The 18,926-nt window shown below is 53.7% G+C and carries 20 protein-coding genes and 2 pseudogenes; 9 read left to right on the top strand and 13 right to left on the bottom strand.

The window, feature by feature from the left end; all coding sequences use genetic code 11:
- Window positions 1–7 precede the first annotated feature (7 nt).
- From mrdB to lipA, 6 genes are all read left to right on the top strand, one after another.
- Window positions 8–1,120 (top strand): peptidoglycan glycosyltransferase MrdB, encoded by a 1,113-nt coding sequence (mrdB, locus tag FS690_RS06450; RefSeq protein ID WP_039385756.1) that lies wholly within the window; start codon window positions 8–10, stop codon window positions 1,118–1,120.
- A 10-nt stretch (window positions 1,121–1,130) separates the two neighbouring features.
- Window positions 1,131–2,210 (top strand): endolytic peptidoglycan transglycosylase RlpA, encoded by a 1,080-nt coding sequence (gene rlpA / locus FS690_RS06455; RefSeq protein WP_104084660.1) that lies wholly within the window; start codon window positions 1,131–1,133, stop codon window positions 2,208–2,210.
- Between the two features lie 123 nt (window positions 2,211–2,333).
- Entirely contained in the window at window positions 2,334–3,545 is a 1,212-nt protein-coding gene (gene dacA, locus FS690_RS06460) for a D-alanyl-D-alanine carboxypeptidase DacA (RefSeq protein ID WP_039383127.1), read from the top strand.
- 95 nt (window positions 3,546–3,640) lie between these two features.
- Window positions 3,641–3,904 (top strand): DUF493 family protein YbeD, encoded by a 264-nt coding sequence (ybeD, locus tag FS690_RS06465; protein WP_039383125.1) that lies wholly within the window; start codon window positions 3,641–3,643, stop codon window positions 3,902–3,904.
- A 69-nt stretch (window positions 3,905–3,973) separates the two neighbouring features.
- Window positions 3,974–4,624, top strand: coding sequence for a lipoyl(octanoyl) transferase LipB (gene lipB, locus FS690_RS06470; protein ID WP_145339207.1), 651 nt, complete (start codon window positions 3,974–3,976; stop codon window positions 4,622–4,624).
- A gap of 176 nt (window positions 4,625–4,800) precedes the next feature.
- A complete protein-coding gene (gene lipA / locus FS690_RS06475) occupies window positions 4,801–5,766 on the top strand; it encodes a lipoyl synthase (RefSeq protein WP_039383121.1) in 966 nt (321 codons plus the stop codon).
- 98 nt (window positions 5,767–5,864) lie between these two features.
- Here lipA and tatE read toward each other — a convergent pair whose 3' ends face one another.
- From tatE to pagP, 5 genes are all read right to left on the bottom strand, one after another.
- Complete coding sequence (gene tatE, locus FS690_RS06480; RefSeq protein WP_039383119.1) at window positions 5,865–6,068, bottom strand: twin-arginine translocase subunit TatE; 204 nt, start codon at window positions 6,066–6,068, stop codon at window positions 5,865–5,867.
- Window positions 6,069–6,167: 99 nt separating this feature from the next.
- Window positions 6,168–6,962 (bottom strand): deaminated glutathione amidase, encoded by a 795-nt coding sequence (locus FS690_RS06485; protein ID WP_108569685.1) that lies wholly within the window; start codon window positions 6,960–6,962, stop codon window positions 6,168–6,170.
- Between the two features lie 24 nt (window positions 6,963–6,986).
- Window positions 6,987–7,412: a GNAT family N-acetyltransferase gene (locus FS690_RS06490; RefSeq protein WP_094112225.1), complete on the bottom strand. Its 426-nt coding sequence runs from the start codon at window positions 7,410–7,412 to the stop codon at window positions 6,987–6,989.
- Window positions 7,413–7,759: 347 nt separating this feature from the next.
- A complete protein-coding gene (cspE, locus tag FS690_RS06495; protein ID WP_010615627.1) occupies window positions 7,760–7,969 on the bottom strand; it encodes a transcription antiterminator/RNA stability regulator CspE in 210 nt (69 codons plus the stop codon).
- Window positions 7,970–8,119: 150 nt separating this feature from the next.
- Window positions 8,120–8,692 carry a lipid IV(A) palmitoyltransferase PagP gene (pagP, locus tag FS690_RS06500; protein WP_342039323.1) on the bottom strand — a complete coding sequence of 191 codons (573 nt, stop codon included), beginning with the start codon at window positions 8,690–8,692 and terminating at the stop codon, window positions 8,120–8,122.
- A gap of 943 nt (window positions 8,693–9,635) precedes the next feature.
- On the opposite strand from pagP, the gene FS690_RS06510 reads away from it, so the two are divergent.
- On the top strand, window positions 9,636–9,881 hold the full coding sequence (locus FS690_RS06510) for a hypothetical protein (RefSeq protein ID WP_039383108.1): 246 nt from the start codon (window positions 9,636–9,638) through the stop codon (window positions 9,879–9,881).
- Window positions 9,882–9,920: 39 nt separating this feature from the next.
- On the opposite strand, the gene gntT is transcribed toward FS690_RS06510, so the two are convergent.
- On the bottom strand, window positions 9,921–11,237 hold the full coding sequence (gene gntT / locus FS690_RS06515; RefSeq protein ID WP_039383106.1) for a gluconate transporter: 1,317 nt from the start codon (window positions 11,235–11,237) through the stop codon (window positions 9,921–9,923).
- Between the two features lie 276 nt (window positions 11,238–11,513).
- Here gntT and FS690_RS06520 point away from each other — a divergent pair, with 276 nt between their 5' ends.
- On the top strand, window positions 11,514–12,659 hold the full coding sequence (locus tag FS690_RS06520) for an iron-containing alcohol dehydrogenase (protein ID WP_145339211.1): 1,146 nt from the start codon (window positions 11,514–11,516) through the stop codon (window positions 12,657–12,659).
- 19 nt (window positions 12,660–12,678) lie between these two features.
- Here the strand turns inward: FS690_RS06520 and FS690_RS06525 are convergent, their stop codons facing one another.
- The 3 genes from FS690_RS06525 to FS690_RS06535 all read right to left on the bottom strand — a co-directional run bounded on the left by FS690_RS06525 (window position 12,679) and on the right by FS690_RS06535 (window position 14,845).
- Window positions 12,679–13,503 carry a Cof-type HAD-IIB family hydrolase gene (locus FS690_RS06525; RefSeq protein ID WP_071668971.1) on the bottom strand — a complete coding sequence of 275 codons (825 nt, stop codon included), beginning with the start codon at window positions 13,501–13,503 and terminating at the stop codon, window positions 12,679–12,681.
- A 103-nt stretch (window positions 13,504–13,606) separates the two neighbouring features.
- Window positions 13,607–14,026 (bottom strand): RcnB family protein, encoded by a 420-nt coding sequence (locus FS690_RS06530; protein ID WP_145339347.1) that lies wholly within the window; start codon window positions 14,024–14,026, stop codon window positions 13,607–13,609.
- A gap of 588 nt (window positions 14,027–14,614) precedes the next feature.
- On the bottom strand, window positions 14,615–14,845 hold the full coding sequence (locus FS690_RS06535; RefSeq protein WP_145339212.1) for a DUF1272 domain-containing protein: 231 nt from the start codon (window positions 14,843–14,845) through the stop codon (window positions 14,615–14,617).
- 131 nt (window positions 14,846–14,976) lie between these two features.
- Here FS690_RS06535 and FS690_RS06540 point away from each other — a divergent pair, with 131 nt between their 5' ends.
- Window positions 14,977–16,080, top strand: coding sequence for an AI-2E family transporter (locus FS690_RS06540; RefSeq protein WP_104084651.1), 1,104 nt, complete (start codon window positions 14,977–14,979; stop codon window positions 16,078–16,080).
- Window positions 16,081–16,853: 773 nt separating this feature from the next.
- On the opposite strand, the pseudogene FS690_RS18635 reads toward FS690_RS06540, so the two are convergent.
- The 4 genes and pseudogenes from FS690_RS18635 to FS690_RS06565 all read right to left on the bottom strand — a co-directional run.
- Window positions 16,854–17,225, bottom strand: a pseudogene (locus FS690_RS18635) (VENN motif pre-toxin domain-containing protein); the annotation flags it as partial.
- Window positions 17,195–17,605, bottom strand: a complete 411-nt coding sequence (locus FS690_RS06555) for a hypothetical protein (protein ID WP_145339216.1) — start codon at window positions 17,603–17,605, stop codon at window positions 17,195–17,197. The pseudogene FS690_RS18635 and the gene FS690_RS06555, both read right to left, overlap by 31 nt.
- 5 nt (window positions 17,606–17,610) lie before the next feature.
- A pseudogene (locus FS690_RS06560) lies at window positions 17,611–18,493 on the bottom strand (VENN motif pre-toxin domain-containing protein); the annotation flags it as partial.
- Window positions 18,494–18,578: 85 nt separating this feature from the next.
- Window positions 18,579–18,926: an immunity 8 family protein gene (locus FS690_RS06565; protein ID WP_108569680.1), complete on the bottom strand. Its 348-nt coding sequence runs from the start codon at window positions 18,924–18,926 to the stop codon at window positions 18,579–18,581.

Raw genomic sequence — 18,926 nt, forward strand, 5'->3', positions numbered from 1 at the left:
CATGTCGATGAACGATAGTCCGCAGAAAAGGACGATCTGGACGCGTATCCATATCGACCCGCTGTTTATGTTAATTATTCTCGCGCTGCTGACCTACAGCGCCATTGTGATCTGGAGCGCCAGCGGGCAGGATCCGGGCATGATGGAGCGTAAGCTGGGTCAGATTGCCATGGGCACGGTGATTATGCTGGTCATGGCGCAGGTTCCGCCGCGCGTTTATGAGAGCTGGGCGCCCTATCTCTATATTGTCTGCGTGATTTTGCTGATAGCCGTTGACGCCTTTGGTCATATCAGTAAAGGCGCACAGCGCTGGCTGGATCTTGGATTCGTCCGCTTTCAGCCGTCAGAGATCGCCAAAATTGCCGTGCCGCTGATGGTTGCGCGCTTTATTAACCGCGACGTCTGTCCGCCCACGCTGAAAAATACCGGCATCGCGCTGGTGCTGATCTTTATGCCCACGCTGCTGGTGGCCGCACAGCCCGACCTCGGCACCTCTATTCTGATCGCCGCTTCCGGCCTGTTTGTGCTCTTCCTGTCCGGTATGAGCTGGAAACTGATTGGCGTTGCGGTGCTGCTGGTTGCGGCCTTTATTCCGGTGCTGTGGTTTTTCCTGATGCATGACTACCAGCGCGATCGCGTGATGATGCTGCTCGATCCCGAAAGCGACCCGCTCGGCGCGGGGTATCACATTATTCAGTCCAAAATAGCTATCGGCTCAGGCGGGCTGCGCGGTAAAGGCTGGCTGCACGGCACGCAGTCACAGCTGGAGTTTCTGCCGGAGCGCCATACCGACTTTATCTTTGCCGTGCTGGCAGAGGAGCTGGGCCTGGTCGGCGTGCTGCTGCTGCTGCTGCTCTATCTGCTGCTGATTATGCGCGGCCTGATCATCGCCGCACGGGCGCAAACCACGTTTGGTCGTGTGATGTCAGGCGGATTAATGCTGATTCTGTTTGTTTATGTTTTCGTTAATATCGGCATGGTAAGTGGTATCTTACCGGTGGTTGGCGTACCGCTGCCGCTGGTCAGTTACGGCGGTTCGGCGCTGATCGTATTAATGGCGGGGTTCGGCATTGTCATGTCGATCCATACTCATCGAAAAATGTTGTCTAAAAGCGTTTAAGAGGCTGCACATGCGTAAGGACTGGCTTGGGGTTGCACTGGCGTCACTGGTATTAAGTGCCTGTACCACACAGGAACCGCAAACAAATACGCCGCCGCCACAGCCGGCGTATAACGGTCCGGTAGTGGAGATCCCGGGCGTTGAGCCGCGCTATGAACCGATTAATCCGGCTACCAGCCAGGATTACAGCGTGAATGGCAAAACCTGGCGCGTGGTCAAAAATCCATCTGACTTCAGCGAAGTTGGCCTGGCAACCTGGTATGGCGATGAGGCTAAAGGCAACCGTACCGCTATCGGTGAAACTTACGATCCTGATGCACTGACCGCTGCGCACCCTACCCTGCCACTGCCGAGCTACGTACGCGTTACCAATATGGCGAACGGCCGGCAGATTGTGGTGCGCGTTAACGATCGCGGCCCCTACATGCCCGGGCGCATTATCGATCTGTCACGCGCCGCCGGCGATCGTCTGAACATTTCTAATAACACCCGTGTGCGGGTCGATTTTATCAACGTTGCGCCTGATGGCTCACTCTCCGGCCCTGGTACAATTGGCACCAGGGTGGCGAAGCAGAGCTATGCGCTGCCTGCCCGTCCCGATCTCAGCGGCGGCAATGTGATGAACGGCGGCAGTGCGCCACAGCCGACAGAATCAGACGTACGCGAGGTTGATAACCGTTCGCTGCAGGGCGACGACAGCCTGGGTGCGCCGGTACAGAGCAGCGGCTTTCTGGGCGCGCCGCAGCCGTTAGCAACCGGCGTGCTGGAGGGCAGCGAGCCGTCTCCGGCCCCTGCGCCAGCACCCGCGGTAGCGGCACCTGCTGCTACCGCCGCCGCGGCCAGCGCGGGCGCACCGGCCAGCGGCAGCTTTGTTGTTCAGGCTGGCGCGCTGAACGATGCGGGTCGCGCGCAGCAGCTGGCCAGCACGCTCGGTAAGCGCTTCGGCGTGCCGGGTAAGGTTGAGACCAGCGGTAATGTCTATCGTGTTCAGCTTGGCAGCTTTGCCCGTCGGGCTGACGCCGCAGCGCTGCAGCAGCGCCTCAGTACCGAAGCGCAGATTAACGCCTTTATTACCACAGCCCGTCCCTGATAGTGACGGACAGTAACATTTACGGCTAAAACTGACCGGCAATGCGGGATGCTGCCCGATCCCGCATTTGCTATAGTAAGGCACTTTTTTCACCCTAACCCCACGGATGTTGTAGTCCTTAACATGAATACGCTGAAACCTTCTCGTTTGCTGAAACGCCTGACAGTGGGATCACTGGTCGCCCTCTCTCTCAGCCATGTTGCCTTTGCTGATGATATCAATCTCAAAACTATGATTCCGGGCGTGCCGGACATTGATGCTGAGGCTTATGTACTAATCGACTATAACTCCGGTAAGGTGCTGGCCGAAAAGAACGCCGATGCGCGCCGCGATCCCGCCAGCCTGACAAAAATGATGACCAGCTACGTCATTGGTCAGGCGGTTAAAGCCGGTAAAATCCATCAGGATGACATTGTTACCGTGGGTAAAGACGCCTGGGCTACCGGCAACCCGGTATTCAGGGGCTCATCGCTGATGTTCCTTAAGCCTGGCGATCGCGTGCCGGTCTCCCAGCTGACACGCGGCATCGTGCTGCAGTCCGGTAACGACGCCTGTGTTGCAATGGCAGATTACGTGGCTGGCAGTCAGGATGCGTTCGTTAACCTGATGAATAACTATGTCGGGGCGCTGGGTCTGAAAAACACCCATTTCCAGACGGTACATGGGCTGGATGCTGACGGCCAGTACAGCTCCGCGCGCGATATGGCGCTGATTGGTCAGGCGCTGATCCGCGACGTGCCGGATGAGTATGCTATCTATCGTGAAAAAGAGTTCACCTTTAACAACATTCGTCAGATGAACCGCAACGGCCTGTTGTGGGACAGCAGCCTGGCGGTAGACGGCATCAAGACCGGCCATACTGAAGCCGCGGGCTACAATCTGGTGGCGTCTGCCACTGAAGGCCAGATGCGCCTGATCTCCGCCGTAATGGGCGGTCACACCTTTAAAGGACGCGAGACCGAAAGCAAAAAGCTGCTGACCTGGGGCTTCCGCTTCTTTGAAACCGTGGCACCCCTGAAAGCGGGTAAAGAGTTTGCTTCTGAACCGGTCTGGTTCGGTAATACCGATCGCGTTCAGCTGGGCGTGGAGAAAGATGCCTATCTGACTATCCCGCGCGGCCGGATGAAAGATCTGAAAGCGAGCTATGTGCTGAACAACACCGAACTGCACGCGCCGCTGAAGAAAAACCAGGTGGTTGGCAGCATTAACTTCCAGCTGGATGGTAAAACGGTTGAACAGCGTCCGCTGGTTGTACTGAATGAAGTTGAGGAAGGCGGTTTCTTTGGCCGTATCATCGACTACATCAAACTGATGTTCCATCACTGGTTTGGCTGATTTACGGTTGAAAAACCACCAGCTCGCCCATAAATAAGATATGATCAAGGCTCTCGCCCAGGCGGGAGCCTGTTTTTTTAAGCACCGGAGCCAATATGAAAACCAAACTGAATGAACTGCTCGAATTCCCTACCCCGTTTACCTATAAAGTTATGGGACTGGCGCAGCCAGAGCTGGTTGATCAAGTGGTTGAAGTGGTGCAGCGGCATGCGCCTGGCGACTATACGCCTGATGTAAAGCCCAGCAGCAAAGGCAACTACCACTCTGTATCCATTACCATTAACGCGACCCATATTGAGCAGGTTGAAACGCTCTATGAAGAGCTGGGTAACATCGATATCGTGCGCATGGTACTGTAACACCGGCGCTGGCAAAGCCCGCTTTGCCAGCGTTATACTCAGGCTTTCCCTCTTTACCGGACCTCCGCTGTGTCTGCAAATACGCTTCTTGTACGCAACCTCGGCCTGCGCGACTGGCAGCCCGTCTCTGATGCCATGCATCACTTCACCGATACCCGCAATGCGGAAACGCCCGATGAGCTCTGGCTGGTTGAGCACGCGCCGGTCTTTACGCAGGGACAGGCTGGTAAAGCTGAACATCTGCTGATGCCGGGCGATATCCCGGTAGTGCAGAGCGATCGCGGCGGTCAGGTGACGTATCACGGCCCGGGGCAGCAGATCATGTACGTGCTGGTGGATATCAAGCGGCGCAGGCTGGGCGTGCGCGAGCTGGTTACGGCGCTGGAAGAGACCGTCATTGCCACCCTGGCAGAGTACGGCGTGACGGCGCGCGCGCGCGCAGATGCGCCCGGCGTCTATGTGGGTGATGACAAAATCTGTTCACTCGGACTGCGGATCCGTAAAGGCTGTTCATTCCACGGGCTGGCGCTGAATATCGCAATGGATCTGGCTCCGTTTCTGCGTATCAATCCATGCGGCTATGCCGGGATGCAGATGACGCAGCTGAGCCAGTTCCGGCCTGACGCTATGCCAGCTGATGTGCGTCCGCGTCTGGTGGCACACTTCGCGCGTCTGACGGGATTTGAAGAGATGGCGTGGCAGGATGAAAGCGCGGACTGACCTTGTCTGTGCGTGCGTATTTACAAAATTGTAACCTTTCTCACCGCATAGCGGCTGCTTATGCAGCGGCGAGATGATATAATTTTTGCAAATTTTTCAAAAAAAGTTGAAAGCCTGGTTCTCAGTTTGAGTGAGGAAGCTTTCAAATCGCAATCCCGATCGGAACCTGCAGATTTATGAGTAAACCAATTCAGATGGAACGCGGCGTCAAGTATCGCGATGCCGACAAAATGGCGCTGATTCCGGTGAAAACCGTGGTCACCGAGCGCGACGAAATTCTGCGTAAGCCGGAGTGGATGAAGATCAAGCTGCCGGCTGACTCCAGCCGTATCCAGGGCATTAAAGCTGCGATGCGCAAAAATGGCCTGCACTCTGTTTGCGAAGAAGCGTCCTGCCCTAACCTGGCAGAGTGTTTCAACCACGGCACCGCCACCTTTATGATCCTTGGCGCTATCTGTACCCGCCGCTGCCCGTTCTGCGACGTGGCACACGGTCGTCCTAACGCTCCTGATGCGAACGAGCCGCTGAAGCTGGCGCAGACCATTGCCGATATGGCGCTGCGGTACGTGGTTATCACCTCTGTCGATCGTGACGATCTGCGTGATGGCGGCGCACAGCACTTTGCTGACTGCATCACGGCTATTCGTGAGAAGAGTCCCAGCATCAAAATTGAAACGCTGGTCCCTGACTTCCGCGGGCGTATGGATCGTGCGCTGGAGATCCTCACCGCCACGCCGCCTGACGTGTTTAACCACAACCTGGAAAACGTGCCGCGCGTCTACCGTCAGGTGCGTCCCGGCGCTAACTATGAGTGGTCGCTTAAGCTGCTGGAGCGCTTTAAAGAGGCGCATCCCGATATCCCGACCAAATCGGGCCTGATGGTGGGCCTGGGCGAGACCAACGCGGAGATCGTGGAAGTGATGCGCGATTTGCGCCGTCACGGTGTGACCATGCTGACGCTGGGGCAATATCTGCAGCCGAGCCGTCATCATCTGCCGGTACAGCGCTATGTCAGCCCGGCGGAATTTGATGAGATGAAAGAAGAAGCGATGGCGATGGGCTTCACTCACGCCGCCTGCGGCCCGTTTGTGCGCTCTTCTTACCATGCGGATATGCAGGCTAAAGGACTGGAAGTAAAATAATCCTCTGCTGACATCCTCCTGATACAAAAAAACCAGCCTCTGTGAGTCTGGTTTTTTTTCATCACAACTTGTTACAGTTGTGCGGCCCGGGCACGCCTTTACTCTTTATGGCTGACGCGCTCTGCCGGGATCTCATCTGCACTGCTCTTTGCAACGGTGCTGTCGTCGTCTTTCATGGCTTTTTTAAAGCCCTTGATCGCCGATCCTAAATCACCGCCCAGCGAACGCAGCTTATTGGTACCAAATAACAGAACAATAAGTGCACCGATAATCAGCAGCTTGGCAATACTGATACCTTCCATACTCTACCTTCAGCTCTCACGTATAACGGACAGCCTTTATTAACGCGCACTCTGCGCCGGCACTCAACAGAATTCTGTAACAGAGTAAGATCGGATCGGTCACTCCTGACGCAGCTGCGGCGTGGCAAAGCGACGGTTCTCCAGCACCGGCAAAATGCGGCGTGCGTAAGCGAGTCGCTCCGCCTCAAGATCGGCGAAGATCAGCGTGGCAGATTCAGCAGCCTGCGCGATCGTCACCCCCAGCGGATCGATCGTCATGCTGTTGCCAATATTACGCGGCCCGCATTCACCAGTGGCGACCAGATAACAGGTGTTTTCCAGCGCCCGGGTCGCCGTCAGTAACGCCCAGTGACGCTCTTTCTGCGGCCCTCTGACCCACGCAGCGGGCAGCACCAGTACCTCTGCCCCGTCAAGCGCCAGGCGTCGCGCCAGCTCAGGAAAACGGATATCGTAGCAGGTCATCAGCCCGACCTTCATGCCGGCGACCTCAATCAGCGGCGGAATAGTGCTGCCTGCCGTAACGCGCTGTGATTCCTGCATCGCAAAGGCGTCATAGAGATGCAGCTTGGCGTAGTGCGCAATGATCCTGCCATTACGCAGGGCGATCAGCACATTTTGCGTTTTTCCTGCGGCAGCCGGTACGTGCACGCTCATAATCGTGGTGAGGCTGTTCTCTGCGCTCTCAGCCAGCAGCGCGCTGACAAACGGCCCATCAAGTGGCTGGGCCGCCTGCAGAATACGATCGGGATGCTCTCTGTCCTGCATCAGTACCGCTTCCGGCAGCACCAGCAGATCGGCTCCTCCTGCCCGCGCACGCTGCATCAAATCGCGACAGGTGACGATATTCTCCTGCCATTCGCTGCTGACGGCGAACTGCCCCATTGCCGCTCTCATTGTCTCTCCTCCGATACCGGTGCGCTAACAGAGATCTTTTGTATGGTAGCGCGGTGACTCCACATAGCCTTCACGTGCGTAAAACTGATTAGCTTTAAGCCGCGAAGCGTGACAGTGCACCTCCATACGATCGCAACCTCGCTGCCGCGCCAGCTGTTCAGCGTGGGACAGCAGCTGCTGGCCGCTGCCTTTACTGCGTTCACCTTCAGCAATGCAAAAGTAGCTGATGCGGGCAAAATCACCTGCCAGCGCCAGCTGCGGAATAAAATGCAGCGACAAAAATCCCAGTACCTGCGTTCCGTGTTCAGCCACCAGCAGGATCTCATCCTGATGAGTACAAAGCTGCGCCAGCCGCGCTTCAATAAAGTGCTCAGTGCCACTATAGCCAAGCTCAGCCAGCAGCGCGCTCAGGGCGAAACAGTCATCAGGCCGCGCCTCACGTATATGCATAGTGCTTCTCCTTGTATCGGGCTGATGTTTATATAGCCTGTGAACGGGAAAAGCTGCAAGCGGCAGTGGTTAAAACTCTGGTTTGTGAAGCATTAAGCGCACTCTGTGGCGTCATATTTCTGTCATCTGAGCTTAAGGCTGACTTAATCTTGCTTTGGCATGCTGAGGGAAATCACATCTGAGGCGAGTAGAATGAAAAACTGGATCCCACGTTCTTCGGAAGAGATGCTGGCACTGACTTTTGCTGCGGTAGTGGTAGCCGCCTGGCTGATCACCTGGTGGCAGAACTGAAAAAAGAATAAAAAAAACCCGCCATCAGGCGGGTTTTTAAAATTCTGACTGTTAACTTACAGAGCGGTAACGTTAGCAGCAGATGGGCCTTTAGCGCCGTCGGTGATTTCAAACTCTACACGCTGACCTTCAGCCAGAGTTTTGAAGCCGTTGCTCTGGATAGCAGAGAAGTGTACGAATACATCTTTGCTGCCATCTTCTGGAGTAATGAAACCGAATCCTTTGGACTCATTAAACCACTTAACGTTACCTTTGATCTTGGACATCTATATTACCTTTACATGAAAAATGGACACTAAACTGTGTCGTCATCTAGTACAGCAATTGCAGTGGCATTTGTCCAGTCCGAATTGATGAAAAAGTGATAAATATCGGATTTTTGTCTTTGCATCACACTTTTGCACTTATGTGCTCGCTTAAAACTGGAATCTGAGCCAGGCAAAATAGACGTTGCCGTTGTTATAAGTACCGGGAATGTAAGTCATTTGAAACGTGGCGGGTCCGTAGCCTACGGATGCCAGCGGCAGCACCAGCGGCACCGGAATATATTTCCAGTTATCGCGCGCGGTGAAGCCAGCCGTATAGCCAGCTCCCAGATGAAAACGCTGATCCTGCAGCGGACGCCACGTCGCTTCCCAGCCATAGCCGGCAATCGGTTCCCACTTGTTGAAGGAGTCTTTAAACGCCATCACGTAGAGCCCATTCCAGTTACCCTTATCGTCCCAGCGCGAGATGCCGCCCCCTGCCCCCCACGGCCGTTCGTTATATTTTCTGATGTGCGCATCATCATACGTCCAGCGGTTGTGCCAGGTGATGGCAGGCACATAAAGATCGTAATGCTGCGGCGCAGACCAGGTCTGAGCCACACTGTCGCTGAAACTATTCCATCCCGCTTTAAGCGCGGCGCCTGCCGTAGCGGCTGAGGCAGAAAATGAGACCAGTAAGGTCAACACGCAGCCCGACATGGCTGCTGAAACGTGTCGATTCACGGATAAAACCCTGTTATTACAAAATTTAATAGCGTGCAGAACCTCTGTAGCCAGCTCTGCAAAAGTGATTGCTGCATTTTTGCGTCTGAAATTGCCAAAAGTAGCGGTAATCCTTTTCAGATATAGCCTGAAATAACGCGCATGCAAGGGGCATATTGTACCTGCGAGAGCCGTTACGAATAAAACCGGAGTTAAACGAATCAGAAAAAGTGCTTTTGTGACATAAAGTGCAGTTTTGATAATCGGCTAAAAGCAAAAAAATGTTATTTATCATAAAATAACGTAAATTTTTCCTGTCACCATACAGATAAACAGAATTAATCATTTGAAGCCAGGGTCTGATTGCGATATTTCTTATTTTCCGGGAGGGAACAGGGAGAGAAACGGTGACGATTTGTTGCAGCCAGTGCGGCAGTAAAAAATTCTTTTATACGTGCCAGCGGAGTGAAGCTTCAGAGCCGGCAGCTCATCACGGCGCACGCTGTGCCGTATGCAGAAAGCCGCTAAACAGTTCGGATATTAAACCGCCTGAAATAGCCGTCAGAGAGACTATTGTACGCTATGCGCGATAACAATTTCAGGCACCCGCAGGTGCCTGAACACGTCAGAAAATCAGCTTGAATACACCCGTAATAGTCAGCAGCCCGACAATAAAGACAATCGCAATAATCCACAGAAATATTTTCATTATTCGCTCCTTCAGTTTGAAAATTTATGCATCCGCCGATGAGTATAGCTGAATATCCTGAACGCGCCGCACGCTGCCGGTACGCGTTTCGCTTCACCGGCCAGGTGAATAAGCCTGTGCTATTTCTGCGAGCAGGGTCGCAGCTCAGCCATTAACTGGCCCTGCAGGCGCTCTTTACAGATTTCGACGCGCTAAACTTAAAGCGCCTGTGACGGGCCTCAATGGTTATCTCTGTTAGCGAAACGAGGAGAAATTATGAGTACGATTAATACCAGCATGGGACGTTATAGCCTGAAGGCGAAGGAGGTCGGCAGCCATATTAAAGGGAGTATCGCTATTAACGACGAAGGCGGTACGCAGCTGACCATGCAGGAGTTTGATGAACACTATCTGGATGATGTGGTAAATAATGTCATCTACCCGGTAACGGGAGGCAATCGTGAAATTACCCGTGCACTGCGCGAGCAGATGGTAAAAGCGGGTTTTGAGCAGCCACATTAAGGCTGTCGGGCCACAATTCTGTGGCCCGTTATAAGCTGATTACAGCGCAGCAGAGAGCAGCAAACAGCCTGCCAGACCGCATACGGAAATAATCGTCTCCAGCGCCGACCACGATCGGATAGTCTCACCGATGGTGAGATTAAAATACTCTTTAAACAGCCAGAAGCCGGGATCGTTAACGTGCGAGAAGATAACGCTGCCGGAGCCTACTGCTATCACCATCAGCTCAGGGCTGGCACCACTGGTCACGATCAGCGGTGCAACAATCCCGCCAGCCGTAATGGCGGCAACCGTGGCTGAACCCAGCGCAATACGCAGGATCGCCGCAATCGACCAGGCCATAAAAATCGGCGACAGATTGGTCGCATGCATCATGCCCGCAATATATTTATCCACGCCGCTGTCTACCAGCACCTGTTTAAAGGCTCCGCCACCGCCAATAATCAGCAGCATCATTGCAATGATCTTGATGGAGTCGGTGATGGTGCCCATCACCTCATCCATGCTGCGTCCGCGATTCAGACCGAAGGTAAAAATAGCGATAAGAACGGCGATCAGCGTTGCCATAATCGGGTCGCCAAAGAATTCAGCGTAAGGCAGCAGTACGTGTCCTTTCGGCAGCAGCATCTCAGCCACCGCACGCAATGCCATCAGGATCACTGGCACCAGTGCGGTCCAGACGCTGACGCCAAATCCTGGCATCTCTGCTTCTGTAAAGGTTTTGGGATTCCACAGCCCTTCCGGAATTGGCTTATCGATGCCTTTCAGAAAACGCGCATACACCGGGCCAGCCAGAATCACGGTAGGGATCCCCAGCAGCGTGCCGTAAAGCAGCGTTTTACCCATATCAGCGTTAAACAGCGTCGCGATCGCGGTCGGACCCGGATGCGGCGGCAGAAAACCGTGCGTTACCGAGAGCGCGGCTGCCATGGGAACGCCGACGTAAAGCAGCGGCACGCGCGCTGAGGCAGCGATACTGAATACCAGCGGCAGCATCAGTACAAACCCTACCTCATAAAACAGCGCGAAGCCCACGGTAAAACCGGTCAGCACCAGCGCCCACTGGATATGCTTCTCACCAAATTTTGCAATCAGGGTGGTGGCGATACGCTGCGCGCCGCCGCAGTCAGCCAGCAGCTTACCCAGCATGGCTCCAAAGCCCATGATCAGCGCCAGGCTGCCAAGTGTCCCGCCTACGCCGGTTTTGATTGAGCCGATCACTTTATTGACCGGCATGCCCTGCATCATGCCCACCGCCAGCGCCACCAGAATCAGCGCGATAAAGCCGTTAAGTTTGAAGCGAATCATCAGCAGCAGCAGCAGCGCTACGCCGATGGCCACATAGAGTAATGGCATGGTTATTCTCCACTTTTTACGCGCGGCGTCAGTTGCCAGCGGGTTGCGTTGTACTACCGGATCGGCCAGATGCGGCCGGATGTTGCGAAATGCGTCATACTGTTACCGGTATCATGTTAAGGGCAACACCGGGCCGGTAACATCAGAGCAGCGGGCTGAATTTCGTTTTTGCGAAGGCGATCAACTTTTGCTCATTAAGCTACCGGCGTTTATACCTGCGTCAGCAGCGCTTTTCGCTACACTGGCTGCCCGAAATCAATCTGAAAGGATAGACAGGTGAGTGAGAACCTGATTGCACTTTACAGTAACCAGCGAACCCTGTGCGGACGCGGCAGCATTCGCACTCTGCCCGCGCTGCTGGCTGAGGAGCCGCAGCCTGCGCTGCTGTTTTGCGGCCGCTCATTTCTCAATAGCGAGACGTGGCAGCAGCTGAAGGGTGAGCTGCAACACGCTATTCAGGACTATGAAATAGTCAGTCATGAAGCTTCTCCGGAAGAGATTGACCTCTGGGTCGCGCGCTGGCGCGGACGGGTTAAGCGGGTGGTGGCGATTGGTGGCGGCAGCGTGCTGGATGCGGCAAAAGCGTTCTGCGCCATGATAGAGCATCCGCTGCCGACGGCGCGCTACCTGGAAAAAGTGGGGGATACACCGGTGCAGGGCGACACGCTGCCGCTGATCGCCATCCCCACTACCGCCGGCACCGGCAGTGAAGTTACGCAAAACGCTGTGGTCACCGATCAGCAGCACATCAAAATTAAAGCGTCGCTGCGCCATCCGAACTTTGTTCCTCCCGTCGCGATTCTCGATCCCGACCTGCTGCGCGGCGCACCTGATAGCGTCCTCGCTACCTGCGCAATTGATGCCTTTACGCATCTGTTTGAAGCGTATCTGTCAAAGAAAGGCAACATATTTACTCAGCAGATGGCGCTCAGCGGCCTGCGGCTCTTTTTTCAGGCCTGGCCTTACCTGAACCGCGCTGACCGGCAGGGTGACGAGGCGCGTGAGGCAATGATGATGGCGTCCTGGCTGGGCGGCCTCTGCCTGAGCAGCGCCGGCCTGGGCGTGATCCATGGCATCGCAGGCGAGTTGGGGGCGATCAAAGCGATTCACCATGGTGAAGCCTGCGGCCGCCTGCTGTTTCCGTTTCTGGATCAGCTGGCAGAAAGCGACCACCCTGAACAGCAGCGCCTGATGAGCACGTTTGCGGCGCAGCTGATGCCCGGCGCCTCCGCGCCTGCCCCGCTGGCGCTGAAAGCCTGGCTGCAGCAGCACGCTATTGTGCCGTTCTGGCAGGAGGGACCTGCGATCTCTGCCACAGAGGTGGACTGGATTGTCGCACGCGCCAACAGTAAAAATAGCCGGGTAACCTATAACAGCGCGCAGATGACCGACATGCTTGTTCAGGCGTGGCGCGTGCTCTGAGCCTGCCGGCGCGCTCTGCTCAGGCGAACGGGCCCTCACCTGCCAGCATCTGCTCAATGACCTGCAGCACGCCAGCATGATTATTATCCGCGGTGACATAGCGTGCCGCGGCTTTCACCCGCGCCGGCGCGTTCTGCATCGCAAAGCTAAATCCCGACTGCGTCAGCATTTCCAGATCGTTGCCACCATCGCCGAATGCCAGGACTTCGCTGCTCTCAATTCCCCAGCGCTGCTGCAGCAGACGCAGTCCGTTGGCCTTGTGGAGGCCAGGCACAATCAAATCTACTGAGCCGTGGCCGCTGGAGGTGGCCGCAGCCGATCCCTGGTGCAGCCGCTCAATGTCTGCCATTAAAACCGGCACATAGTCATCAGAGAGGTTCAGGGCAAATTTAAACAGTCGATCGTCGGCAATCTCATCCAGCGTCTCAATGGGCCGCAGGCGGTGACAATAATGCCGCATCTTCTGCAGCCACTGCGCGTCCGCACCGGCAAAGTAGTAGGCGCTGTTGCGACCACAGATAAGAAAGCGCAGGCCGGGATAGTTACCCTGCTGCAGCGTATCCAGTACGGCGTGCACCGCCTCACGGCTGAACGCGCCGCAGAAAAGCTCCTCTTCACTATCGAGGATCCACGCACCGTTCTCCGCAACAAACGCGATCTCATGCGCTATTTCCGGAAAAAAGGATTTCAGCTGGTAATACTGATTGCCGCTGGCGACGACAAACCGGATACCGCGCTGTTTCATCATTTGGTAGCAGGCCATGAACCGCGGACGGTCATACTGCTTACGGTCATCCAGAAAGGTGCCATCCATATCCACTGCTACCATTTTTACTGCGGCCATCATCACTCCTTAGCACATATGTATTAGCGGTAGCTCACAGAATAGCCTGGCAAAGGGTAAAAGCAGAAGCATAGCGGGAGGCGTGGTTCCTCCCGGCAAGAGATTAATCTAAGGCGCCGTTGAGTAATATAGCGGTGATGATGCCGGTTGCAGCCGCTACCAGCACATAATTGCCGTCGATAAAGGCCCAGTGCTCACCGCGCGGCGGTGCGGTGAGGCCGCGATCGCGCCAGTTATCCACGCGGTATCCGGCACCGCGATAGGCGGGTGGCATCGGCTGGCCGCGCCGGAACTCGTGCCCCTGCCAGGTAAAGCGGTCAGCGTGATGATGCCCTTCCGGCCCGCCCCGCTCGCCGTGACGCTCATTACCTGGCCCACGGCGATCGGCTTCCCGCCCGGATGCGTGCTGGCTTTCATGTGTATTCCAGCGGGGACCGCCAGGACCTTCTGCCTGACTCAGCGCAGAAAACAGCGTGCTGCATGCAATAAGGGAAATAGCGATCTGCGTTTTAATTTTTTTCATCATGGTCTCCATCACAGCAGCAATAAGTGCGCTGCCGGCAGAGACTATTAACCAGTCACGCAGCGAATAATAGTTCTTTCATTCTTAAAAACCTCATTATTACAGTAAATTACACTGCCTTAGCGCTTTCTTAACGAAGATGTCCGGCCGGATACAAATAAGTACCGCAGAGAAAAAAACATAAAAAAACCCGACCGCAGGGATCGGGTAAATAAAAATGTTTCATTATTCAGAAACAGGGAAACCCTGCAAATCAGAGGGTAAAACTGAAGCACACAACGCCACATCACCAGCATTGCGCGCGCAGAATAACACTTCACCGCTAAAACAATAAATAAAATTAATCGGATTTAGGAATATTACTTAACGCTGCCAGGCAGATTAACGCTGCTTATAAATAAGGTCAGTGCTCTGACCTCACGCCAGTGACGGAATTAAAATCTCATAAAAAACATAAAATTAAAATAATTACCTTTTGGGGCTGGCAACAGGAAAATAACTGCCCTTTCTGATCTCTGGTTTAACTGCGGATAACATTGTAAGTAGCACAATTAATTATCTGCTGGTCACTCATTGCGCGCGCCGGAATTACGGCTGCCGGATGTGCCGCAGCAGAGAAGCCGGATGCCGCGCCAGCGCTGCGGCAGGTCGTATCGGGCGACGGACCAGTTCGCCGCTGCAGTTCGGACAGCGCTGCAGCAGAACATGCTCAGCGCAGGTTGAGCAGAATGTGCATTCAAATGAGCAGATACGTGCCTCCGCGCTTTCCGGCGGTAAATCGGTATCGCACCACTCACAGTTAGGTCGCAGTTCAAGCATAGGGTTCTCCGGTTTAGCGCAGGCTCAGGACAGATTTTTATCCGTTACTGCATTCAATCATGTGAAACAGATTACATTCTGCGCCAGCCGTTCTATAGTTCTTTCGCTACGTTTATTTGCGAGGCTATGGAATGCGTGTTAAAGGCTTAAATATCGGTTTCTTTATTCTTATCCTGGCGATTGTCACCATCGCCTTTTTTGATGTGCTGTCACCTTATTTCTCTGCCATTCTCTGGGCGGCTATCCTGGCGGTGATTTTTGCCCCGCTAAAGGTGCTGCTGCGGCGTAAAATGGGCGACCGTAACGGGCTTGCCTCTTTTGTCACGCTGCTGATTATCTGTCTGATTGTATTTACGCCGCTGGCGATCATTACCTCATCGCTGGTGGTGGAGATCAATACCGTTTACGTCAAGCTGCAGAATAATTCAGCGCAGTTTCCGACGGTGTTTGCTGAGCTGCTGCAGCATCTGCCGGGCTGGGCGCAGCGCTATCTGGCCGACCACGATCTCAACAACTCTACCCAGATTCAGCAAAAGCTCTCTGAGTTCGCGCTGAAAGGTGGCCAGTATATGGCGGGCAGCGTGCTGCTGATTGGTAAAGGCACGTTTACCTTTACCGTGAGCTTTGGCGTGATGCTCTATTTACTGTTCTTCCTGCTGAAAGATGGTGCCTGGCTGGTGGGCCTGATCCTCGAAGCGCTGCCGCTCTCCACCTATGTGAAGCATCATCTGCTGATGAAGTTTGCTGCGGTGTCGCGCGCGACGGTGAAAGGAACCGTGGTGGTGGCAATTGTTCAGGGTGTACTGGGCGGCTTTGCTTTCTGGATCACTGACATCGACGGCAGCCTGCTGTGGGGTGCGCTGATGGCATTTCTGTCGCTTATCCCGGCGGTCGGATCCGCCATCGTCTGGGTACCGGCAGCGATCTTTTTCTTTGCCACCGGCGCGCTGTGGAAAGGCCTCTTCCTGGTCGGCTTCTTTGTGGTGATTGTCGGCCTGGTAGATAACATTCTGCGCCCGCTGCTGGTGGGCAAAGACACCAAGATGCCGGACTATATGATCCTGATCGCCACGCTGGGCGGCATGGAAATCTACGGCATCAACGGCTTTGTGATTGGCCCGCTGATTGCCGCTCTGTTCATCGCCTGCTGGAACCTCCTCTCCGGTCGCGATAACCGCGACAACGCCGAAGAGATTGATGAAGAGTTTATTGAAGAGGGCAAAACGCGCGAGTAGCGCTATGCGCTGAGCTGACTAAAAACCGCCTGCGGGCGGTTTTTTTATGACGGCGGCTGCGAACAAAGTAAATCCTATAACCGATCCAGACGCTGGCCCGATTTCTGCTGGCGCAAACTGCCGGATAAGCCAGTACCAGGGCTGATACTCTTTCAGATGTTGAAGGCTGTTCAGCCGCCACGTTCCCCACTGCCTTCACTGCCACACTCTTCAGCCCAGACCCACCAGCCAGAGATGCAACGATAGCCTTTTTCGGTCAGCGCGGCCTGAAGTGCGGCCAGTCCCTGCATCGCCGCCGTCGACGCCTGGATGCCCAGCCGGAGAACGCTGCCCCTGCCGTTCAGCAGGTCAAAATATCCCGGCCTGATTTGACCGGGGCCGCTGTTTATCAGGAATCTGATGGAGGTGATTTTCGGGCTTTACATTCGTCTATTTTGGCAAAAATCCATGAACCAGCTCCACCTGCGACAGCAGCAATAAGACTCATAACACCTGTTTTAAACACATCCTGCTCCTCCGGGAACAATTCCTTTACATAAAAAAAGTTAATAACTAATCTCAGTACGATCCCAGTGAGAAAAAAAATAGCCCAGCCATATAAAATACTTAATGCAAAAAGCATTATTGTAGGTCTTCTTTTCACTTATTTTTCTCCTGCTTATTAATAGCATCTTTAACCGCCCTTCCTGTAGCTCGAGATATATAAGCACTACCCACATCTGACCAAAAACCAGCAGAAGAGCTAAATTTCGGCAGGCTGAACGTATCATTGTTTCAGGTGTGTTTTTCCCGGCCTGCGCGCCAGACACTGCCGAAGCCACGCTGTCTCCGGTGAGTCCTCCGGCCAGCCCGCCTGCCAGTGTGCTAAGAGCGGATATAGTCTGTTTCTGCGTTTCGTCCAGCCTGCTGTAGTCATCAGTGCCATAGAGCGTTTTCGCTATCACGGAAGTTGCAGCGGATGCGCTCGCTGCACCTGCTGCATCGGCCAGGGCTGAATTACCTGATGCCTGCGCAACCACTGCGCCCACAACAGCATGTGCCATCAGATTCGCTTCCGGATTGCCTTTCGTCAGTCTGTGTATCTACTCTGCCAAGTAGGGTGCCGCCGCGCCCGTTATCGCCTGCGCCCGGCTGCCTCCCGCCACGAACGTCCAGGTCTTGACCCAACACGAAACCTCTCTGATGGGAATAAAGGTTGTATTATAATTTCATTATTATAAATAAATAATTTTGGTGACAATGCCGTAACGTCATAGACATTTTCAGCAACCAGCTTAATATTCGTCCTGAATATCGGTATATCAGCATTATCCGTCAGGACAAATACGTCTTGATTTTTTACTGTGCTTACGTTTAATACATCATAAAAATTATCATAATCACTATATTCCATCTCATTCCATACAACTCCCCTTGGGGTAATAGGGTATTTATTAAGTAAGTCAATGGCATTATTCTCCTCGTCACCGATAAGCAAATGAAAATCAGAAAACAATGCTTCTTTACACTCATCAAACAAAGTCATTATCTCTACTTATTTAATTGTTTCAATATAGTTTCAAAAACCTTTTCATTACCTTCAAAAGGTATGACTGTTTTAACTGCTTTACCAGGTCTTTTACCTTTCGAATAACCCCATGTATTAATGTGCGTCCCTTTTTTCTGGGTCATAATCAACCCACCAACCTAACTTGCCATCACTGGATTTACGACTAATAATTTTTTCATTGCCAGCACTTAATTCTAACCGACCAATAACAGGCTTTGAATCAATACCTAAATCATCGACCATATTTATGGCTTTATTTCTGGCTGTTTCCCAATTCTTTTCAGCTTTAAGCACCGTTTCAATACGGTTTCCGACTCCCGGAACTTTCTTACCCGGCAATATAATCCCGGCCAGCATCCCGCCCGTCGCTTCCAGTGCAAGCTGATTCCCGTCCGCTGCCTGTTTTACCGTGTCTGCCACTGCCGACCAGGTTTCACTTTTCAGCAGCGCTTTCACGCTGTCGGCTACCGCCTGGTTCTTCCCGGTCAGGTCGCTTAACGCTTTACTACAGTAGCTGTCTCCGGTTGCACAGGCCGCCAGGGCCATTGCAGCATCCGCTACGTAATCCACGCCACCTAATGCCGACTCACTGGTATTTGCTATAGTACCAATGATGGTGTTTGCGATGGCAGAGGTCGTACCATTACACAGCTTGTCCCTGACCTGTTCTTTCAGCGATTCAGCTGCCTGTTTCACCGTGGCACGCGCCTGGTCACCGGACAGTGAGTTATTCTCAACCGCATTCCTCCTCGCCTGTGCGCCCGCAACCACATCCGCCGTGCTGTTGCCCGCCAATCCGCCCGCAAGCCCTGCCGCAAGCGTGGCCAGTGCGCTGATGGTCTGCTTCTGATCTTCACTCAGGTTTTTACGGTCAATCCCCGGATAGCGGAATGCTGTTGCTACTTACCAGTGATAAGACTCCCGGCATAATATCCGGGAGTCTCAATGTCTATGGCTGGTAGTCTTCATATTCCCAGGCGAAAACTCGGGATAATTTTTGTGCTATCTCAATCCAGTTTTTGCCTTCGCATTGATCGATATAATCAGTGATAGTTTTGGTTATCTCTTCCAGGTCATATTTACGTACAAGGAGCGTATGCCGCATCAACTCTGGCACCCAATGATGTTTACAGAGCCATTCGGGTGTGTATATACGAAGATCGAAGTTGTCTGCACCAGAGCTATCTTCACATCCAATTCGCAATAATAAACGGAGAGAAAAATTAAGTTCATCTTCTGGATGAAATGTATCCAACTCAACGTCGTCATTTGAAATGCTTTTTAAAATAGCCTTCAT

Source organism: Pantoea sp. PSNIH1 (genome assembly GCF_007680655.1).
Classification (GTDB): domain Bacteria; phylum Pseudomonadota; class Gammaproteobacteria; order Enterobacterales; family Enterobacteriaceae; genus Pantoea; species Pantoea eucrina.

What these genes read in the sequence shown, in the direction of transcription:
- mrdB (WP_039385756.1), top strand. Translation starts at nt 8, where the DNA reads ATGAACGATAGTCCGCAGAAAAGGACGATCTGGACGCGTATCCATATC.
- rlpA (WP_104084660.1), top strand. Translation starts at nt 1,131, where the DNA reads ATGCGTAAGGACTGGCTTGGGGTTGCACTGGCGTCACTGGTATTAAGT.
- dacA (WP_039383127.1), top strand. Translation starts at nt 2,334, where the DNA reads ATGAATACGCTGAAACCTTCTCGTTTGCTGAAACGCCTGACAGTGGGA.
- ybeD (WP_039383125.1), top strand. Translation starts at nt 3,641, where the DNA reads ATGAAAACCAAACTGAATGAACTGCTCGAATTCCCTACCCCGTTTACC.
- lipA (WP_039383121.1), top strand. Translation starts at nt 4,801, where the DNA reads ATGAGTAAACCAATTCAGATGGAACGCGGCGTCAAGTATCGCGATGCC.
- tatE (WP_039383119.1), bottom strand. Translation starts at nt 6,068, where the DNA reads ATGGAAGGTATCAGTATTGCCAAGCTGCTGATTATCGGTGCACTTATT.
- FS690_RS06485 (WP_108569685.1), bottom strand. Translation starts at nt 6,962, where the DNA reads ATGAGAGCGGCAATGGGGCAGTTCGCCGTCAGCAGCGAATGGCAGGAG.
- FS690_RS06490 (WP_094112225.1), bottom strand. Translation starts at nt 7,412, where the DNA reads ATGCATATACGTGAGGCGCGGCCTGATGACTGTTTCGCCCTGAGCGCG.
- cspE (WP_010615627.1), bottom strand. Translation starts at nt 7,969, where the DNA reads ATGTCCAAGATCAAAGGTAACGTTAAGTGGTTTAATGAGTCCAAAGGA.
- FS690_RS06510 (WP_039383108.1), top strand. Translation starts at nt 9,636, where the DNA reads ATGAGTACGATTAATACCAGCATGGGACGTTATAGCCTGAAGGCGAAG.
- gntT (WP_039383106.1), bottom strand. Translation starts at nt 11,237, where the DNA reads ATGCCATTACTCTATGTGGCCATCGGCGTAGCGCTGCTGCTGCTGCTG.
- FS690_RS06525 (WP_071668971.1), bottom strand. Translation starts at nt 13,503, where the DNA reads ATGGCCGCAGTAAAAATGGTAGCAGTGGATATGGATGGCACCTTTCTG.
- FS690_RS06530 (WP_145339347.1), bottom strand. Translation starts at nt 14,026, where the DNA reads ATGAAAAAAATTAAAACGCAGATCGCTATTTCCCTTATTGCATGCAGC.
- FS690_RS06535 (WP_145339212.1), bottom strand. Translation starts at nt 14,845, where the DNA reads ATGCTTGAACTGCGACCTAACTGTGAGTGGTGCGATACCGATTTACCG.
- FS690_RS06540 (WP_104084651.1), top strand. Translation starts at nt 14,977, where the DNA reads ATGCGTGTTAAAGGCTTAAATATCGGTTTCTTTATTCTTATCCTGGCG.
- FS690_RS06555 (WP_145339216.1), bottom strand. Translation starts at nt 17,605, where the DNA reads ATGACTTTGTTTGATGAGTGTAAAGAAGCATTGTTTTCTGATTTTCAT.
- FS690_RS06565 (WP_108569680.1), bottom strand. Translation starts at nt 18,926, where the DNA reads ATGAAGGCTATTTTAAAAAGCATTTCAAATGACGACGTTGAGTTGGAT.